This window comes from Pseudomonas sp. SDI (assembly GCF_003105155.1).
Taxonomy (GTDB): domain Bacteria; phylum Pseudomonadota; class Gammaproteobacteria; order Pseudomonadales; family Pseudomonadaceae; genus Aquipseudomonas.
Window position 1 is genome coordinate 172,871 of the sequence record NZ_QETK01000002.1, and the last position, 17,509, is coordinate 190,379.

Annotated in this window: 15 protein-coding genes and 1 pseudogene; 4 read left to right on the forward strand and 12 right to left on the reverse strand. The window is 63.5% G+C overall.

Annotation, left to right across the window (positions count from 1 at the left end):
- Positions 1-65: 65 nt before the first annotated feature.
- From DCO48_RS02285 to DCO48_RS02310, 6 genes are all read right to left on the reverse strand, one after another.
- Positions 66-1,511, reverse strand: coding sequence for a PLP-dependent aminotransferase family protein (locus DCO48_RS02285; protein ID WP_116548993.1), 1,446 nt, complete (start codon positions 1,509-1,511; stop codon positions 66-68).
- A gap of 216 nt (positions 1,512-1,727) precedes the next feature.
- Positions 1,728-2,504 carry an OmpA family protein gene (locus DCO48_RS02290; protein WP_116549021.1) on the reverse strand — a complete coding sequence of 259 codons (777 nt, stop codon included), beginning with the start codon at positions 2,502-2,504 and terminating at the stop codon, positions 1,728-1,730.
- Between the two features lie 29 nt (positions 2,505-2,533).
- On the reverse strand, positions 2,534-2,887 hold the full coding sequence (locus DCO48_RS02295) for a DUF4398 domain-containing protein (RefSeq protein WP_116548994.1): 354 nt from the start codon (positions 2,885-2,887) through the stop codon (positions 2,534-2,536).
- 9 nt (positions 2,888-2,896) lie between these two features.
- Positions 2,897-3,721 carry an ABC transporter substrate-binding protein gene (locus tag DCO48_RS02300; protein WP_116548995.1) on the reverse strand — a complete coding sequence of 275 codons (825 nt, stop codon included), beginning with the start codon at positions 3,719-3,721 and terminating at the stop codon, positions 2,897-2,899.
- 81 nt (positions 3,722-3,802) lie between these two features.
- Positions 3,803-4,732: an electron transfer flavoprotein subunit alpha/FixB family protein gene (locus tag DCO48_RS02305; RefSeq protein WP_116548996.1), complete on the reverse strand. Its 930-nt coding sequence runs from the start codon at positions 4,730-4,732 to the stop codon at positions 3,803-3,805.
- Positions 4,733-5,482: an electron transfer flavoprotein subunit beta/FixA family protein gene (locus DCO48_RS02310; RefSeq protein WP_116548997.1), complete on the reverse strand. Its 750-nt coding sequence runs from the start codon at positions 5,480-5,482 to the stop codon at positions 4,733-4,735. It lies immediately after the preceding gene.
- A gap of 543 nt (positions 5,483-6,025) precedes the next feature.
- Here DCO48_RS02310 and DCO48_RS02315 point away from each other — a divergent pair.
- On the forward strand, positions 6,026-7,690 hold the full coding sequence (locus DCO48_RS02315) for an electron transfer flavoprotein-ubiquinone oxidoreductase (RefSeq protein ID WP_116548998.1): 1,665 nt from the start codon (positions 6,026-6,028) through the stop codon (positions 7,688-7,690).
- A 63-nt stretch (positions 7,691-7,753) separates the two neighbouring features.
- Here DCO48_RS02315 and DCO48_RS02320 read toward each other — a convergent pair whose 3' ends face one another.
- From DCO48_RS02320 to DCO48_RS02340, 5 genes and pseudogenes are all read right to left on the reverse strand, one after another.
- Positions 7,754-8,155, reverse strand: a complete 402-nt coding sequence (locus DCO48_RS02320; RefSeq protein WP_116548999.1) for a type II TA system antitoxin MqsA family protein — start codon at positions 8,153-8,155, stop codon at positions 7,754-7,756.
- 2 nt (positions 8,156-8,157) lie between these two features.
- A pseudogene (locus DCO48_RS22870) lies at positions 8,158-8,277 on the reverse strand (type II toxin-antitoxin system MqsR family toxin); the annotation flags it as partial.
- A 102-nt stretch (positions 8,278-8,379) separates the two neighbouring features.
- Complete coding sequence (locus DCO48_RS02330; RefSeq protein ID WP_116549000.1) at positions 8,380-9,696, reverse strand: MFS transporter; 1,317 nt, start codon at positions 9,694-9,696, stop codon at positions 8,380-8,382.
- Between the two features lie 85 nt (positions 9,697-9,781).
- Positions 9,782-10,267 carry a response regulator gene (locus tag DCO48_RS02335; protein ID WP_116549001.1) on the reverse strand — a complete coding sequence of 162 codons (486 nt, stop codon included), beginning with the start codon at positions 10,265-10,267 and terminating at the stop codon, positions 9,782-9,784.
- Between the two features lie 189 nt (positions 10,268-10,456).
- Positions 10,457-10,930: a sigma-70 family RNA polymerase sigma factor gene (locus DCO48_RS02340; protein ID WP_116549023.1), complete on the reverse strand. Its 474-nt coding sequence runs from the start codon at positions 10,928-10,930 to the stop codon at positions 10,457-10,459.
- A 282-nt stretch (positions 10,931-11,212) separates the two neighbouring features.
- On the opposite strand from DCO48_RS02340, the gene DCO48_RS02345 reads away from it, so the two are divergent.
- The 3 genes from DCO48_RS02345 to DCO48_RS02355 are packed head-to-tail and all read left to right on the forward strand — an operon-like array spanning position 11,213 to position 15,760.
- Positions 11,213-12,394, forward strand: coding sequence for an efflux RND transporter periplasmic adaptor subunit (locus DCO48_RS02345; RefSeq protein ID WP_116549002.1), 1,182 nt, complete (start codon positions 11,213-11,215; stop codon positions 12,392-12,394).
- On the forward strand, positions 12,395-14,362 hold the full coding sequence (locus DCO48_RS02350) for a MacB family efflux pump subunit (RefSeq protein ID WP_116549003.1): 1,968 nt from the start codon (positions 12,395-12,397) through the stop codon (positions 14,360-14,362). It abuts the gene before it with no gap.
- Positions 14,363-14,365: 3 nt separating this feature from the next.
- Complete coding sequence (locus tag DCO48_RS02355) at positions 14,366-15,760, forward strand: efflux transporter outer membrane subunit (RefSeq protein ID WP_116549004.1); 1,395 nt, start codon at positions 14,366-14,368, stop codon at positions 15,758-15,760.
- A gap of 76 nt (positions 15,761-15,836) precedes the next feature.
- Here the strand turns inward: DCO48_RS02355 and DCO48_RS02360 are convergent, their stop codons facing one another.
- A complete protein-coding gene (locus DCO48_RS02360) occupies positions 15,837-17,459 on the reverse strand; it encodes a PvdJ/PvdD/PvdP-like protein (RefSeq protein WP_116549005.1) in 1,623 nt (540 codons plus the stop codon).
- Positions 17,460-17,509: the final 50 nt, after the last annotated feature.

The following is a 17,509-nucleotide window of genomic DNA, read 5'->3' on the forward strand; positions in this document are numbered from 1 at the left end:
AGAAACGGACACCGGGGGAAAATGCGTATGCTCCCCGTTCGCCGCACAACTGGCAAGCCTGCTCGTTAAAGGAATACACCCGCCGCCGTCTCCTGACACAACTGATTGGCCAGCATTCCCAGCGTCAGCACCGCGCGCTCAGCTTCGCGATTCCATGGGATGGCGCAGTTCAGCCGGATGCAATGGTTGAACTGCTCGGTATTACTGAAGATAAGCCCCGGCGCAATACTGATGCCCTGCTGCAAGGCGCGTACATGCAGCTCCTGGGTATTGACCCGCCCCGGCAGGCTGATCCAGAGAATGAACCCGCCGGTAGGCCGGGTCATCTGGGTACCCTCTGGGAAGTGCTGTTGCACCGCCAGCTGATAGGCGTTGAGGGTTCGCCGGTACTCCTGGCGGATGTACCTGAGATGGCGGTCGTAGCCGCCGTTTTCCAGGTAGGCCGCCACCCCCATCTGGGTCACGCTGCAGGCCGAGTGCGTGGTGAAGGTCTGCAGACGCTGGATGTCGGCCTGGTACTTGCCGGCAATGATCCAGCCGATGCGCACACCAGGTGACAGGGTCTTGGAGAAACTCGAGCAGTAGATCACCCGATCAAGCCGGTCGTACGCCTTCAACGACTTGGTACGGCCCTGCTCGAACATGAGCTCGCCGTACACATCGTCTTCGACGATCTGGATATCAAAGTCCGAAGCCAGACGCAGCAACTGCTTCTGCCGATCTTCGGGAATGGTGCCGCCCAGTGGATTGCTCAACCGCGCCGTCAACACCAGGGCCTTGATCGACCACTGGTTGGCTGCCAGTTGCAGGGCCTCGACACTGATGCCGGTGGTCGGATCGCTGGGAATCTCGATGACTTTCAAGCCGAGCAGGTCGGCCAGTTGCAACAAACCATAGTACGTCGGCGACTCTGCTGCGATCAGGTCGCCCGGCCGGGTGAGTACCCGCAGCGACATCTGCAAGGCGTCGACACAGCCATGGGTCACGACCACCTCGGACGGATCGACCACCACCCCGGCGTCGCGCATACGAATGGCAATCTGCCGGCGCAGCGGCTCAAAACCCGGGCTGAACATATAGCTGAAGGCCCGTGGGCTCTGGAAGCGGGTGACCTTGGACAACTGCTGATGCAGCGCCCGCACCGGCAGGTAGTCGACATGCGGGGTCGCCGCACCGAACGGGAACACTCCATCGCGGCGCGCTTCGATCAACACCTGCTGAATGATGCTGCTGCGCGTGACCAGCCCCGGCCGCTCGACCCGGGCGATATCCGGTGTCGGCGCGGTCAGCGCCGGGGTTTGGTGCACATAGTAGCCGGACTGCGGCCGAGCGCGGATCAGCCCCTGATCTTCGAGATTGGCGTACGCCTGCAATACCGTGGCATGACTGACATTGAGCTGGGCGCTCATCTTGCGCACCGACGGAACACGTTCGCCGGGCTGGTAGACACCACGACGGATGTCCTCGGCCAGTTGCTGGGCGATGCGCTGATAGAGCAACAGGTTGGTCATGATCTAACTCTCGACACGCAGGCAATCTAGTTATTCTTGTACAGACCGTTGGAGAATACCGGAACAGTTCCCAAGTGTACTGGGACAGATCGCAGAATAGTCGACATTACAGTTGCGTGATAGGCGCTTTTTTGAACGTTTGGGCATAAGCAGGCGTTCAGACATAAAAAAACCCGGCGACGTCGGTCTACCGGGTTCTGCTGACTGCAACCGCCGTTAACGCGCGGCGCCGAGCCGACCTTTCGCGTCGGAGAAGACGATCTCGACGCGCCGGTTCTGCGCCCTGCCCCGCTCCGAGGCGTTGGCCTCGACCGGGTATTGGTCACCGTAGCCTTCCACCTGAATGCGCTTCTCGTCGACACCCAGGTCGACCAGCATGTCGGCGACCGATTGCGCGCGGTCTTTCGACAGTTTCAGGTTTTCCTCGGCAGCACCCGTGCTGTCGGTGTAACCCTCGATGCGCACGACCCGCTTGGGGTTGAGCTGGAGGAACTGCACCAGCTTGAGCACGGTGCGGCTGGCCGAGTTCTTCAGCTCGGCCTGACCGGTGTCGAACAGCACGTCGCCCAGGGTCATCACCAGGCCGCGGTCGCTCTGCATGGTCGCCAGGCTGACGATCTGCTCTTCGAGCCACTTGCCCTGCTGTTGAACGCTGGTCAGCTTGGCTTCGCGCAGGGCCAGTTGCAGGCGCTGGCGCTCCAGCTCAAGTTTGGCCTGACGCTCCTGATTGAGCACCAGGTTGGTGTGCTCGCGGGCGATCTCGCTATAGCGCTGGCTGAGGTAGGCATAATGCCGCACATCGGCACCCGTTCCCATATAAGTAGCCAGACGCTCGGCACGTCCCAGCGATTCGCCGGCACGGATCACGTCCCGTGGCGCACTGCGCAATACGTTGGAATCATCCTTTACCGACTGGAAGGTCGCACTGGCCTGATCGAGTGCGCTTTCGCTACGCTCGCTGGCACAGCCCTGCAAGCCGAGAGCGCCGAGCATCAGTAGCGCGGCCAATGGTTTGTTCGAACTCACCGCTGTTCCCCCAACTGCTTGCGAAGACGATTGACCCGCGATTGCAGCAGGTCGAGTTGCTCCTGGCTCTTCTGGGTCAGCACGCGGGCCTCGGCCAGGCGCGCATCCAGCTCGGCCTGTTCGGCACGCATGCGCGCATCGCGATACGACTCGCTGAGCATGTTGGCCTGAGCCCGTGCCAGTTTCTCTTCGGCCAGCTTGAGCTCGGCGAGCTCTTCGGTCGCGCCTACGGCCTTGGCCTGCTCCAGCGCTTGTTCGGACAGGCGCATCTGTTCATGCGGCGCCGGGTCGGTAGCGCAACCGGCCAGGGCCAATAGCGCCAAGGCAACGAATAGCGGTTGAGTTCTCACACAATCTTCCTACGGTTTGAGGGCGTCGAGCGGTTGCTGCAATTGCGCTTTCCAACGCTCAACATTGCGTTGCAGTACTGCCTGGGACACGCCAGAGGGAGGCAATTCTGTCAGTTTTTTTGCCAGCTGTCCGCGCAACCACGCGTCATTGCAGGCGGAATTGTGCGACAGCGCCAGGTACAGACCAGGACGATCGAGCGCTACCCCGCGGGCAATGATGTCATTGGCCATGCCCAGGCTCTGCGCCATGGCCATACCGGCGTAGCGCCCGGCCAGCACATAGTCGACCTGGCCCAGCAGCAGTTTCTGGAAGGCCTGGGTCAGGTTCTGCGCGGTACCGAGCTTCAGCTGACCCTTGGCAAAGGCAGCAAATTCGGGCGTCAACCGGGCCTTTTCGGACACTGCACCCTGATGCTGGTGCAGGTCGGTCAGCGCCTCATAGACCAGCGCCGAGTCGCGGCGGGTCCAGACCACGTATTCGTTCTGCAACAGTGCCGGGTGGATGTAGTCCAGCGCGGTGAGATCGGTGACGGCCAGCGGCGCATCCACCAGCACGTCCATGCGCCCACTGCGCACCTCTTCCTGGGCTTCGGCACGCTTGCCGGCATACAACACCTCGACCTTCAGGCCGAGCTCGCCAGCCACCTGTTGCAGCAGATCGACACTGGCACCGATCAGGTGCTTGGGGTCCTGCGGATCGCGCCAGGCATATGGCGGGGCGTCGGGACTGCCAGTGGCCACCAGCCGCTCGCACTTGCCCAGCGCCAGCGCCTGCGGCGGCAAACTTGCAAGGCTCAACAGCCCTATCGCGGTAATCCGCCCCAGCCAACCCATGCAACGCCTCCCTAGCCTTTTTCGGCCGAAATAAAAAAGCCCGGTCAACAGACCGGGCTCTTTATAAGTGAAGCCGCTGGATTAAACCAGCTTCTCCAGCTCAGGTACGGCTTCGAACAGGTCTGCAACCAGACCGTAGTCGGCCACCTGGAAGATCGGCGCTTCTTCGTCCTTGTTGATCGCAACGATCACTTTGGAATCTTTCATGCCGGCCAGGTGCTGGATCGCGCCGGAGATACCGACAGCGATGTACAGCTGAGGTGCAACGATCTTGCCGGTCTGACCGACCTGCATGTCGTTCGGCACAAAACCTGCGTCGACTGCGGCGCGCGAAGCACCGACAGCAGCACCCAGCTTGTCGGCCAGGGCGTACAGGTGTTTGAAGTTGTCGCCGTTCTGCATGCCGCGGCCGCCAGAAACGACGATCTTGGCAGCGGTCAGCTCTGGGCGGTCGGACTTGGCCAGCTCTTCGCCAACAAAAGCCGATTTGCCCGCGTCGTGTGCGGCAGCCACTGCTTCAACTGCAGCCGAACCACCTTCGGCGGCAACGGCGTCGAAGCCGGTGGAACGCACGGTGATGACTTTGACGGCAGCGCTCGATTGCACGGTGGCAATGGCGTTACCGGCGTAGATCGGACGCTTGAAGGTGTCAGCCGATTCAACCGAGATGATCTCGGAGATCTGGTCGACGTCGAGCAGCGCAGCAACGCGCGGCAGGATGTTCTTGCCGTTGGAGGTAGCAGGTGCCAGCACGTGGCTATAGCCCTTGCCCAGTTCGGCGACCAGCGGTGCAACGTTTTCTGGCAGTTGGTGAGCGTAGGCCGCGTTGTCGGCAACCAGCACCTTGGCAACGCCAGCGATCTTCGCGGCGGCTTCAGCAACACCACCCACGCCCTGGCCTGCGACCAGTACGTGGATGTCGCCACCGATCTTGGCAGCGGCCGCAACGGTGTTCAGGGTAGCCGGTGCAACGGCACCGTTTTCGTGTTCAGCGATAACCAGGATAGTCATTTAGATTACCTTCGCCTCGTTCTTCAGTTTCTCGACCAGTTCAGCCACCGACTTAACCTTGATACCGGCGCTGCGAGCAGCCGGTGCTTCGACTTTCAGGGTCTTGTTGGTAGAGCCGGTGGAAACGCCCAGGGCGTCCGGGGTAACGGTTTCCAGCGGCTTCTTCTTGGCCTTCATGATGTTCGGCAGCGAAGCGTAGCGCGGCTCGTTCAGACGCAGGTCGGTGGTGACGATGGCTGGCAGGTTCAGCGCCACGGTCTGCAGGCCGCCATCGATTTCACGGGTAACGTTGACCTTGTCGCCTGCCACTTCAACCTTGGAGGCGAAGGTGCCCTGGGCGAAGCCGGTCAGCGCGGCCAGCATCTGACCAGTCTGGTTGTTATCGCTGTCGATGGCTTGTTTGCCGAGGATCACCAGCTGTGGCTGCTCCTTGTCGACAACCGCCTTGAGCAGCTTGGCAACCGCCAGGGAATTCAGTTCGTCGGCAGACTCGACCAGTACCGCACGGTCAGCACCCAGCGCCAGCGCAGTACGCAGTTGCTCCTGGGCAGTGGCCGGGCCGATGGTAACGACGACGATCTCGGTCGCTACGCCTTTTTCTTTCAGGCGTACGGCTTCTTCTACGGCGATTTCGCAGAAGGGGTTCATGGACATCTTGACGTTAGCAAGGTCGACGCCGGAGTTGTCCGCCTTGACGCGAACCTTGACGTTATAGTCGACCACTCGTTTGACAGCTACAAGAACCTTCATGGATTCCTCGTTACTCTCCGGTGAAAAGAATGTCGCCTGGGGCAAACCCGGCGATTGCGCGTGGGTACAAGGGCACCTCTAAAAACGATTGCAGGCAGCGGAATTTATCCTGACTCAGCAGTCTCTATCCGACCCTTCATCGCAAAACCCGTGAGTCATTTTTTGTCGTGGTGTGTAAACTCCACTACAAAGCGGGTTCTGGCGTAACTGCCATGCTTTCTGCCAGGTTTTTAGGGGTGCACCTGCATCCTACGATCAGCCTACGGCGAGCGTAAAACCGCTCGTATCTTGACCGTAACGCCCAATCCGGTCAATACGCCAAACCGGTCAGCTTCAAGCCGCGCATCTTTGATTTTACTGGCCTGCGGCAAATTCAAACAAACGTTTGTATTGGACCTCGCAAGTGGTGTAGATATAATGCGCGGCCAAGAGAAAGCGGTGTAGTCCGTCATCGTCCGAGCTACAGGCCCGGGCAGCTCGAAAATGACCGCCTGACACCCGCCAATAAAGAAAAACCGATGAGCCTTGAGTAGGAGAGAACCTGTGGAACGCGAATACATGGAATTCGACGTGGTCATCGTCGGCGCAGGTCCGGCGGGCCTGTCCGCCGCCTGCCGCTTGAAGCAGAAGGCCGCCGAAGCCGGTAACGAAATCAGCGTCTGCGTGGTTGAGAAAGGCTCCGAGGTCGGCGCACACATTCTCTCCGGCGCGGTCTTCGAGCCTCGCGCGCTCAACGAACTGTTCCCCGACTGGAAAGAGCTCGGCGCGCCACTGAACACCGCAGTCAAACGCGACGATATCTACGTGCTCAAGGATGGCCAGCGCTCGATCAAGGTGCCTGACCTGTTCGTGCCCAAGACCATGCACAACCAGGGCAACTACATCATCTCCCTCGGCAACCTGTGCCGCTGGCTGGCCCAGCAGGCCGAGAACCTCGGCGTGGAAATCTACCCAGGTTTCGCCGCCCAGGAAGCCCTGTTCGACGAAAACGGCGTCGTCCGCGGGATCATCACCGGCGACCTCGGCGTCGACCGTGAAGGCAACCCGAAAGACGGTCTGTACACCCCGGGCATGGAGCTGCGCGGCAAGTACACCCTGTTCGCCGAAGGCTGCCGTGGTCACATCGGCAAGCAGCTGATCAAGCGCTTCGACCTGGACAACGCATCCGACGTGCAGCACTACGGCATCGGCCTGAAGGAAATCTGGGAAATCGACCCGGCCAAACATCAGCAAGGCCTGGTGGTGCACACCGCTGGCTGGCCGCTGGACGTCATGGCCAAGGAAAACACCGGTGGTTCGTTCCTCTACCACCTGGAAAACAACCAGGTCGTGGTTGGTCTGATCGTCGACCTGTCGTACAGCAACCCGTTCCTGTCGCCGTTCGACGAGTTCCAGCGCCTCAAGCACCACCCGGTCATCAGCCAGTACCTCGATGGCGGCAAGCGCATCAGCTACGGCGCTCGCGCACTGGCCAAGGGCGGCCTGAACTCGCTGCCGAAAATGGTCTTCGCCGGTGGCGCGCTGATCGGTTGCGACCTGGGTACCATGAACGTGGCCAAGATCAAAGGCAGCCACACCGCCATGAAGTCCGGCATGCTCGCAGCGGAGGCTGTAGCCGACGCCCTGCTCGCCGGCGGCGAAGGTGGCGATCAGCTCAACAGCTACGTCGATGCGTTCAAAGCCAGCTGGCTGTATGAAGAGCTGTTCGCCAGCCGTAACTTCGGCCCGGCCATGCACAAGTTCGGCCCGATGCTCGGTGCTGCGTTCAACTATGTCGATCAGAACTGGTTCGGTGGCAAACTGCCGTTCACCCTGCACGACAAGAAGCCGGACTACGCCTGCCTGAAGTTGGCCGCCGAGTCGAAAAAGATCGACTACCCGAAACCGGACGGCAAGCTGAGCTTCGACAAACTGAGCTCGGTGTTCCTCTCCAGCACCAACCATGAAGAAGAGCAGCCGTGCCACCTGAAACTGGCCGATGCCGGCATTCCGATCGGCACCAACCTGCCGCTGTACGACGAACCGGCGCAGCGCTACTGCCCGGCCGGCGTATACGAGGTGGTGACACAGGAAGACGGCGCCAAGCGCTTCCAGATCAACGCCCAGAACTGCGTGCACTGCAAGACCTGTGACATCAAGGATCCTTCGCAGAACATCACCTGGGTAACCCCGGAAGGTGCCGGCGGCCCGACTTACCCGAACATGTAAGCCGCGCCAGTAAAAAGCCCCCTCTCACCGCACGGTGGAGGGGGCTTTTTCATGCCTGCCGATTCAGGCAGTACGGACTTCGTGGAGTAGCTCGGGATGCCGATCCAACAGCTTGAGCAGTTTGACCAGGGCCAACGGCGGCTTGGTTTTGCCGGTTTCGTAACGCGAGAAGGCATTCACCCCGCCACCGAAAATCTCCGCCGCTTCGCGCGGGTCCAGCGCCAGCTTCTTGCGCACGCGGCTGATGAATGCCGGATCGACCAAGCTGCCGTTGACCTGATGACTGAACACCAGCATCGCCGCACTCACCCGCGCCGACTCGGCAGTATCGAGCACACGCTCGTCGCAGCCGCGGCAGAGCTCGCCAGTAACGGCCGGGATGACCAATGTTTCGCCCTTGTACACGTACGGCAAGTCGAAGGTGCCGGCGTCCAGCTCGGCGCCTCCACACACAGGACATTTCATGCCTACAACTCCTTGAACGAGACGAGCAGTACGTCGTCGACCACGGTCGGTTTCAGGTAGACCGCGCCCGCACCGGAGCTCACTCGGTAGACGTCTTGCCAGACTCGATGATCGGCGTGGCTAAATTTGGCAACTTGGTTAATAGGGTAATACCCCCAAAGTCTGCCGCAGCCCCACCAGCAAGTAACCTGCGCCTTTGTCACAAAGCATTTGAAGCGCTGGCGTCAGCCTTCGATCAGCGCCAGATCGTCTGCGCCGTGCAGCTGTTCTCGCATACCGAAATACACTGCACTGCAGGCGCCAACAGCGCCCATCAGCAAGCAGAAGCCCACGCACACCCACGGGCTCCACGGCATCAGCGCGATCAGCAGCAACGGTGTGGTGCTCGCCCACAGTGCATAGGCAACGTTGTAGGTAAAGGAGATGCCCGACACGCGGATCTGTGCCGGGAACAGCCCGACCATCACCGACGGCACCACCCCCACCACCCCGCAGGCCAGCCCGGCCAGCGCATAGGCCGGCCCGGTCCAGCCCCAGTCGCCGATCAGGTTGCCATACAGCCCGGCGATACCCAGCGGCAGCAACAGGCTGTAAACCATCAAGGCGCGCCAGGCGCCAATGCGGTCCACCAGCAAGCCGGCCAGCACGCAGCCAATATTCAGGAAGACGATACCCAGGCTACTCAAGGCGAAGGTGTGCCCGGCGCTCATGCCAAAGCGCTGCTGCATCACCGTCGGCGTGATCACCACCAGCACCACCACCGCCGAGGTCAGCACGCAGGTCAGCACAGCTGCCGGCAACAGCGCCCGTCGATGCTCGCGCAAGACCGCGCGCAGCGGGAATGCCACCGGCTGTTCGCGGCGCTCGCGCAGGGCAAGGAACACCGGCGTCTCGCTCAACCAGCGACGCAGCCATACCCCAATGACACCGAACACGCCGCCAAGCAGAAACGGATAGCGCCACGCGTAATCGAGAATTTCCTGCGCGCTGAAGACCTGCGCCAACGCCGTGGCAGTCAACGCCCCGAGCAGGTAGCCGAAGGTCAGCCCGGCCTGCAGGAAGCCCAGGGCATAGCCGCGGCGATTCAGCGGCGCATGCTCGGCGACGAAGGTCCAGGCACTGGGTACTTCGCCGCCCACCGCAGCGCCTTGCAGAATGCGCAGGGCCAGCAGGATCAGCGGCGCGGCGTAGCCGATGTCGGCGTAGGTCGGCATCACCCCGATCAGCAGGCACGGCAGCGCCATCATCAGGATGCTCAGGCTGAAGACCTTCTTGCGCCCCAGGTGATCGGCAAAGTGCGCCATCAGGATGCCACCCAGCGGCCGCGCCAGGTAGCCGGTAACGAAGATCCCGAAACTTTGCAGCAGGCGCAGCCACTCAGGCATTTCCGGCGGGAAGAACAGCTGGCTCAGGGTCAGCGCGAAGAACACGAAGATGATGAAATCGTAGATCTCCAGCGCGCCGCCCAGGGCCGCCAGGCCGAGGGTCTTGTGGTCGCTGCGCGAGAGGCGCAAGGGGCGCGCAGGGTCGGTGGCAGTCATAAAGGCATCCGCGTCGGTAAACAGACTGCGCGCATCCGGGCGCGCCTGAACAAGCGCAAGAGGATACCAAAAAGGGCCGTGCCGCTCAGGATTGCCGGGAGAACACCGTGTGCCCCTGGTTCAACCAGTGCCGCGGATGCCCGGGCACGCTGGATGGGCCGGCCGGGCTCGGCATCTGGCCCACCAGGCGCGGCGCATCGATGATCGCCATGAAGGCATGCAGTGCCTCGTCGTCCGGCACTCTCGGCAAGCTGATACTCACGGCCTGGCGTTGTGCGGCGGGCACACTGGGGACTTTGAGGTGTTGCGACTCATACAACAAGGCATGCCGAACCTGACTGTTGACCCGACAAAAGCGCTCCAGATCGACCCCGGCATGGCTGGCCAGGTCGATATTGCCGATCAGCAGGTCGAAGGGCAGCAAGGCGTTGTGTACCAGGTGCTGCAAGTCTTCGAAGGACTGCACCGGGGCCACCCGGTAATAGCCCATGCCATTGAGCATTTTCTCCATCTGCATCAGTTGCATGGGGTGTTCATCGGCAATCAGGATACGCAGCGACTTGTTCGGCATCGTCAATGACCAAGGTAGTTGAGCGTGGGTAACGTTCCTTGACCAATACTGCGCCAGTCTTTAATGCAGGCTGTGGCGGGCACTTCGCCGAATGAAGGGTCTTTACTGATAGTTGTCGTGAACCAGGAGGAAATCAAGTCACGCCCGTGCAATTGTTATTGGTTGTTTCGGGCTAACCCTGCGCGGCGCTTATTCCCACTGGCGCATACGCTGACGGCAGTGTTTCATCGCGTTGACAATGTGCTTCTCCACCAGGCTGCGCGAAATATTCAAGCGTTCGGCAATTTCCGGGTGCGAGAGGCCGTCGAGTTTGCGCAGCAGGAAGCTGTCGCGGCAGCTCGGGCTCAACTCGGCCAGGGCCCGCTGCATCAGTTCCAGGCGCTGGTTGAGGTCCATGCTCTGCTGCGGTGCCGGCGAGAAGAAGCGCTCGTCGGTGTCCAGCACCTCCAGCGGCTCCACTTGACGCAACTGGCCACGCCGATGGCCATCGATCACCAGGTTCAGCGCCGTGCGGTAGAGAAACGCCCGCGGATGCTCGATCTCGGTTTCCCCGCAGCGCTCCAGTACGCGCACGTAAGCGTCATGAGCGACATCCTCGGCCACCTGGCGATTACCCAGGCGGGTATAGAGGAAACTCACCAATTCGCGATAGTAGTTTTCCAGTACGGCGCCTGGCTGCGACATCTGCAGGTAAATCCCCTGGCCTGAAACGGATGACATGGATAGTGGCCATATGAGATACCATAAATTGGAATAATTCTCAGCAAGATTTGCCCATTGCATCACCGGTCACGCCATAGGCTGCTCACCCGGCGCCGGCAGTGCTGTCACCTGCGCGGGTAAATTCCCGCGTGGTTTTCTCGTTTACCTGGGAGTTTCCCGTGCCGGTCGAGCCTGCTCGCCAGGACCCTGTCACGGGCCGAACCCTTCTGGCCGGAACCCCGCATGAGCCGTCAAACTGTCAAACGCCGCCTGCTGCTCTGTGGCCTCGGCCTGATCAGCCTGGGTGCCCTGGTTGCCTGGAAAACCCTGCCTGGCAGGGCTGATCCGCTGAACACCGTGGCCGTCACCCGCGGCACCATCGAAAGCAGCGTCACCGCCCTGGGCACCCTGCAGCCGCGCCGTTACGTGGATGTCGGTGCCCAGGCGTCCGGGCAGATCCGCAAACTGCATGTCGAAGCCGGCGACCGCGTCGAGGAAGGCCAATTGCTGGTGGAAATCGACCCGTCCACCCAGCAGGCCAAGCTCGATGCCGGCCGCTATTCCATCGAGAACCTCAAGGCCCAGCTCGCCGAACAGCAGGCGCAATACCAGCTGGCCGAGCAACAGCTCAAGCGTCAGCAGCACCTGGCCAGTGGCGGCGCTACCCGCGAGGAAGATGTGCAGAGCGCCCAGGCGCAACTGAAGGTAACCAAAGCGCGCATTGCCATGTACCGGGCGCAGATCCTTCAGGCCCAGGCCAGCCTGCGCAGCGACGAAGCTGAACTGGGCTACACGCGCATCTACGCACCGATGACTGGCACCGTGGTCGCGGTGGACGCCCGCGAAGGCCAGACCCTCAATGCCCAGCAGCAGACACCGCTGATTCTGCGCATCGCCAAGCTCTCGCCGATGACCGTCTGGGCGCAGGTGTCGGAAGCCGACATCGGCCACGTCAAACCCGGCATGAGCGCCTACTTCACCACCCTCAGCGGCGGCAAGCGGCGCTGGAGCAGCACGGTGCGGCAGATCCTGCCGATCCCGCCCAAGCCCCTCGACCAGGCCAGCCAGAGCGGCACCGGCAACAGCGGCACCAGCAGCAGCGGTGCGGCCAGCGGCAAAGTGGTGCTGTACACCGTGCTGCTCGACGTGGAAAACGCCGACAACGCGCTGATGGCGGAGATGACCGCCCAAGTGTTCTTCGTTGCCGGCCAGGCCAGCGACGTGCTGACCGCCCCCCTGGCCGCTCTCGAAGAGAGCCGCGGCGGTGCCGACCAACGCATCGCTCAGGTGATCGCCGCCAATGGCCAGATCGAGCAGCGCCAGGTGCGCACCGGCCTCAGCGACCGCCTGCGGATCCAGATCCTCGACGGCCTGGCCGAAGGCGAGCAGCTGTTGATCGGCGCACCTGTCGCCAGCGGGGGTTGAATGTCCACGCCGCTGATCGAACTGCGCGACATCCGCAAATCCTATGGCGGCCTCGATACGCCCAAGGTCGAGGTGGTGCGTGGCATCAGCCTGGCCATCCACCCGGGTGAGTTCGTGGCCATCGTCGGCGCCTCGGGCTCCGGCAAGTCGACCCTGATGAACATCCTCGGCTGCCTCGACCGGCCGACCTCCGGTGAATACCTGTTCGCCGGCAAGGACGTCGCCAGCCTCGACAGCGACGAGCTGGCCTGGCTGCGCCGCGAGGCGTTCGGGTTCGTCTTCCAGGGCTACCACCTGATCGCCTCGGGCTCGGCCCAGGAGAACGTCGAGATGCCGGCTATCTATGCCGGCACCCCGGCGGCCGAGCGGCATGCCCGCGCCGCCGCCCTGCTCGACCGCCTGGGCCTGGCCAGCCGCACCGTCAACCGTCCACATCAGCTGTCCGGCGGCCAGCAGCAGCGGGTGTCGATTGCCCGCGCGCTGATGAACGGCGGGCATATCATCCTCGCCGACGAGCCGACCGGCGCCCTCGACAGCCAGAGCGGCGCCGAGGTGATGACCCTGCTCGACGAACTGGCCAGCCAGGGCCACGTGATCATCCTGATTACCCACGACCGTGAAGTGGCCGCACGGGCCCAGCGCATGATCGAGATCCGCGACGGCCTGCTGCTCAGCGACTCGGCCACCGAACAGGCGCCCGTCGCCACGGCCGCGCCTGGCCTGCAAGCCGAGGACCTGCGCCAGCGCCTGGACCGTGGCGCCACCCAGAGCGGCGCCTGGAAAGGCGAACTGCTCGAAGCCCTGCAAGCGGCCTGGCGGGTGATGTGGATCAACCGCTTCCGCACCGCCCTGACCCTCCTCGGCATCGTCATCGGCGTGGCCTCGGTGGTGGTGATGCTGGCCGTCGGCGAAGGCAGCAAGCGCCAGGTGATGGCGCAGATGGCCGCCTTCGGCTCGAACATCCTCTACCTGAGCGGCAAGTCGGCGACCCTGCGCGACCCCGCCGGGGTCATCAGCCTCGACGATGTCGCCGCACTGTCGGGCCTGCCCCAGGTGCAGAAGATCATGCCGGTGATCGGCAACAAGATGATGGTCCGCCAGGGCAACAACAACGGCCAGTTCTACGTTGGCGGCAACAACACCTACTTCCCGGAGATCTTCAACTGGCCGGTGGTCGAGGGCAGTTTCTTCAGCGACGCCGACGCGCACAGCGCCGCTGCGGTGGCGGTGATCGGGCAAAAGGTCCGCAGCAAGCTGTTCGGCCCGCAGGCCAACCCCTTGGGCCAGTACATCCTGATCGAGAACGTGCCGTTCCAGGTGCTCGGCGTACTCGCCGGCAAGGGCGCCAGCTCTGGTAGCGAAGACAGCGACGAGCGCATCGTGGTGCCCTACTCCGCCGCCGCGATCCGCCTGTTCGGCAGCCGCGACCCGGAATACGTGACCATCGCCGCCGTCGATTCGCGGCGGGTCAAGGAAACCGAGCAGGCCATCGACCACCTGATGCGCAAGCTGCACCACGGCAAGCAGGACTACGAACTGACCAACGACGCCGCGCTGATCCAGGCCGAGGCCCGCACGCAGAACACCCTGTCGCTGATGCTCGGCTCGATTGCCGCGATCTCCTTGCTGGTTGGCGGCATCGGCGTGATGAACATCATGCTGATGACCGTGCGCGAACGTACCCGCGAGATCGGCATCCGCATGGCCACCGGCGCCCGCCAGCGCGACATCCTGCGGCAGTTCCTCACCGAAGCGGTGCTGCTGTCGATGGTCGGCGGGCTCACCGGGATTGCTCTGGCGCTGCTGATCGGCGGCGTGCTGCTGCTTGCCGAGATCGCCGTGGCGTTCTCCCTGGGTGCCGTGCTTGGCGCCTTCGCCTGCGCCGTTATCACCGGCGTGGTTTTCGGGTTCATGCCGGCGCGCAAAGCCGCCCGCCTCGACCCGGTCAAAGCCCTTACCAGCGAATAATCGATGACCCTGCCCAGCCGTCTCAACCTTGTCACCCTCTGCCTGTTCCTTGGCGCCTGCAGCAGCACGCCGCCGACCACCCCGGCACTGCCGGCACCGGCCAGTTGGCAAGGTGCGCACCGCGACCTTGCGCGCCTCGATGGCGGCTGGTGGCGGGCGTTTGCCAGCCCTGAGCTGGACCGCCTGATCGCGCGCGCGCGCGCCAACAGTTTCGACCTGGCGGCCGCCATCGCGCGGGTCCGTCAGGCCCAGGCCAGTGCTGTCATTGCCGGCGCGCCGTTGTTGCCGGAAGTGAAATTCGGGCTTAACGCTAGCCGTCAGCGACTGATGCGCGGCGACGGTTTCGGCGGCATCGACGCCAGCGACAAGCAGCGTACCTACACCGCGTTCGACAGCACCCTGAGCGCGACCTATGAGATCGACTTCTGGGGCGGCAAGGCGGCAGCGCGCGACAGTGCCCTGGCCGCGCTGGAGGCCAGCCGTTACGAGCGCGACACCGTCGAGCTGACTGTGCTCAGCGGGGTTGCCAACAGCTACCTGCAAAGCCTGGCACTGAGCGAACAGGTGCGTATCGCCCGGCTCAACCTGGCCAACGCGCGTAACGTACTGGAAGTGGTCGAGACCCGCCACGACGCCGGTTCTGCCACGACCCTGGAACTAGCCCAGCAGCGCAGCCTGGTGGCCAATCAACAGCGCCAGCTGCCGTTGCTGGAGCAACAATTACAGGACAGCCGCATCACCCTGGCGACGCTGCTGGGCGATCCGGTGCAGCAACTGCAACTGGGCGGCACGGATTTCCACCAGCTCGCCAGCCCGGCCATCGGTGCCGGGGTGCCCAGCGACCTGCTGACGCGCCGGCCGGATATCGCCAATGCCGAGGCCAGGCTGGCCGCCGCGCAGGCCAACGTGCGGGTCGCACGGGCAGCCATGCTGCCGAGCCTGACGCTGGGGGCGAACCTCGGCTCGGGGGCGCAGCACTTTGCCGATATCGTGCGCAGCCCCTACTACAGCCTGACCGCAGGGCTGGTGGCGCCGGTCTTCAACAATGGCCGGCTGGCCGCCGAGCGCGATCGGGCGCAGGCGATGCAGGAGGAATTGCTGCAGGCCTATCACCGGGTGATCGTGTCTGGGTTTGCCGATGTCGAGCAGGCGCTCAACGGCATCGACGGGGTCGAGCGGCAGCGCGCCTGGCAGGACGAGGGACTGCGCCAGGCGCGGATCGCCTTCGAAATCGCCGAAAGCCGCTACCAGGCGGGGGCGGAAACGCTGCTCACCGTACTGGAGACGCAGCGCACTCTGTATCAGGCGCAGGACCAGCAGGTGCAATTGCGCCTGGCCCGGCTGCAGGGCAGCGTGGCGCTGTACAAGGCGTTAGGTGGGGGCTGGACAGTGCGTTGAAACGGCTGGCCTCATCGCGGGACGAGCCCACGGGTTGCGTGTAGGAGCGGGCTCGTCCGGCGATGCTTGTAGCGACCTAGGACGTAATCCCGCGCATCGACAGATGCCGCGCATACCACGGCCGCTGCGGCACCCGCTTGAACAACGGAGCCATGCTGTGGTCCTCGCCGAACACAATGCGCAACGCCAGCTTCATGGTCTCCACATCCATCTCCACCGACTTGCCCGGAAACATCCCCGGCAGCGTGCTGCAGCCATGGGTCGTCGGCCCCAGCCACGGGTCTTCGACCTCGACCCAGCGCCCCGGGGCAAACCATTGCACGCCATTCACCTCAAGCCGGCGCACCTGCCCCGGATTGTGCCGCTCATGCGCGCGGTACCAATCCTCGATGCGATCGTCGATCCAGCCATGGAACCCCCAGAACACCGGGCTCACATGCGACGAGAAGGGATCGCCGAGAAAGTCGTTCTCCGCCCCGTACCAGCGTGCGGCAAAGTCCGCCGGATCCCGCGCCATCGGCACCGGCACGCCGTTCGACGGGTCGCGCGGCACCGACGCCCAGCACATGTGCAACCAATCGTGCAGGTTCATCTCCAGCTCCGAACCGAACGCACCGAGGGTCAGCTTCGACAGGTACAACGGGTCCTGATACTGCGACTCCCACACCTGGAAGTTGCCGCAGAAGGTTTCCGGCGCCTTGATCGCCGCCACCCACTGGGTGTAGTCGGCGTCGCTCGGCGCCAGCCAGGTCGGCGGCACGCTGTAGCCGTCATGGTTATCGAAATAGCGGGCAAAGCCATGCCGGTCGAACTCCACGTTCGGCTGCGGCAACGGGAAGTGCTGCCACGACGGCAAGTCCTGGAACGAACGCGCCGTGCCGAGCATGTGCCGGTGCATGAACAGGAAATCCACCCCCGAGCCGTTGCGATGCTTGCGTGGCCCACGGGCGTCGCGCTCCCGATCCCGCGGTCCGGGCTGCCAGCCCAGCCCGCGCAGGGCGCCGTGCTTCTCCTTGGACAGGCGGTGCCATTTGTCCCGTGTGGCGTGCCACAGCTGATGGAACAGCCGGTGCTCGGCGCCAATCAGCCAGGCTCGGAGTTCCGGGGTATAGGCAATCCGCTCGCGGGCTTCGGGGAAGCTGCGTTTCACTGCAACGAAACGACTGTCGGCCAGTGGCAGTACCAGCGAACGGTCGAGCCGTTGCACGCGTCCGCTCAGGGTGCCACTGCCGGCATTGCCGAAGGTGCCCCAGACTTCGTCGAGGGTCGCCGTGCATGCATAGCCTGGCCCGGCCGGGTTGCTCAGCAGGCGCCAGCGCACCTCTGCGCTGGAGGCGCCGACCAGATCGCCAAGCACCCGATAGGCCGCCGGCCCCTCGGCCTCCAGCGCCTGCCGGGTATCGAGCACGCCGCGCAGGCCGCGGCCCTTGGCGGCAATGTCGAGGTACAGCGTCACGCCGTCGCGCGGCAAACCGAGCACCCCGCCATCGGCGCCCTCGAAGCGTACATCCCAGATCCCGCGTAGTTGATTGGCCAGTTGCTGAGCGGCAATGTCGGCCAGTTCGACGCTGGCCTCGCCGGGCGTGACGATGTCGTCCTCGGGGTCGTGGGTCAGCTGCCGGTGACCGTAATACACCGCCGGTACTGCCGCACCGGTCAACGCCAGACCTGCTATGAACCCACGTCGCGATATCGTCATTGCCCTACCCGTGTCAGCCATGAAACAGCCTTTGTCCAAGCTAGGACGTT

What these genes read in the sequence shown, in the direction of transcription:
- DCO48_RS02300 (WP_116548995.1), bottom strand. Translation starts at nt 3,721, where the DNA reads ATGGGTTGGCTGGGGCGGATTACCGCGATAGGGCTGTTGAGCCTTGCA.
- DCO48_RS02285 (WP_116548993.1), bottom strand. Translation starts at nt 1,511, where the DNA reads ATGACCAACCTGTTGCTCTATCAGCGCATCGCCCAGCAACTGGCCGAG.
- DCO48_RS02320 (WP_116548999.1), bottom strand. Translation starts at nt 8,155, where the DNA reads ATGAAATGTCCTGTGTGTGGAGGCGCCGAGCTGGACGCCGGCACCTTC.
- DCO48_RS02290 (WP_116549021.1), bottom strand. Translation starts at nt 2,504, where the DNA reads ATGCTCGGCGCTCTCGGCTTGCAGGGCTGTGCCAGCGAGCGTAGCGAA.
- DCO48_RS02350 (WP_116549003.1), top strand. Translation starts at nt 12,395, where the DNA reads ATGTCCACGCCGCTGATCGAACTGCGCGACATCCGCAAATCCTATGGC.
- DCO48_RS02335 (WP_116549001.1), bottom strand. Translation starts at nt 10,267, where the DNA reads ATGCCGAACAAGTCGCTGCGTATCCTGATTGCCGATGAACACCCCATG.
- DCO48_RS02360 (WP_116549005.1), bottom strand. Translation starts at nt 17,459, where the DNA reads ATGACGATATCGCGACGTGGGTTCATAGCAGGTCTGGCGTTGACCGGT.
- DCO48_RS02310 (WP_116548997.1), bottom strand. Translation starts at nt 5,482, where the DNA reads ATGAAGGTTCTTGTAGCTGTCAAACGAGTGGTCGACTATAACGTCAAG.
- DCO48_RS02305 (WP_116548996.1), bottom strand. Translation starts at nt 4,732, where the DNA reads ATGACTATCCTGGTTATCGCTGAACACGAAAACGGTGCCGTTGCACCG.
- DCO48_RS02345 (WP_116549002.1), top strand. Translation starts at nt 11,213, where the DNA reads ATGAGCCGTCAAACTGTCAAACGCCGCCTGCTGCTCTGTGGCCTCGGC.
- DCO48_RS02355 (WP_116549004.1), top strand. Translation starts at nt 14,366, where the DNA reads ATGACCCTGCCCAGCCGTCTCAACCTTGTCACCCTCTGCCTGTTCCTT.
- DCO48_RS02330 (WP_116549000.1), bottom strand. Translation starts at nt 9,696, where the DNA reads ATGACTGCCACCGACCCTGCGCGCCCCTTGCGCCTCTCGCGCAGCGAC.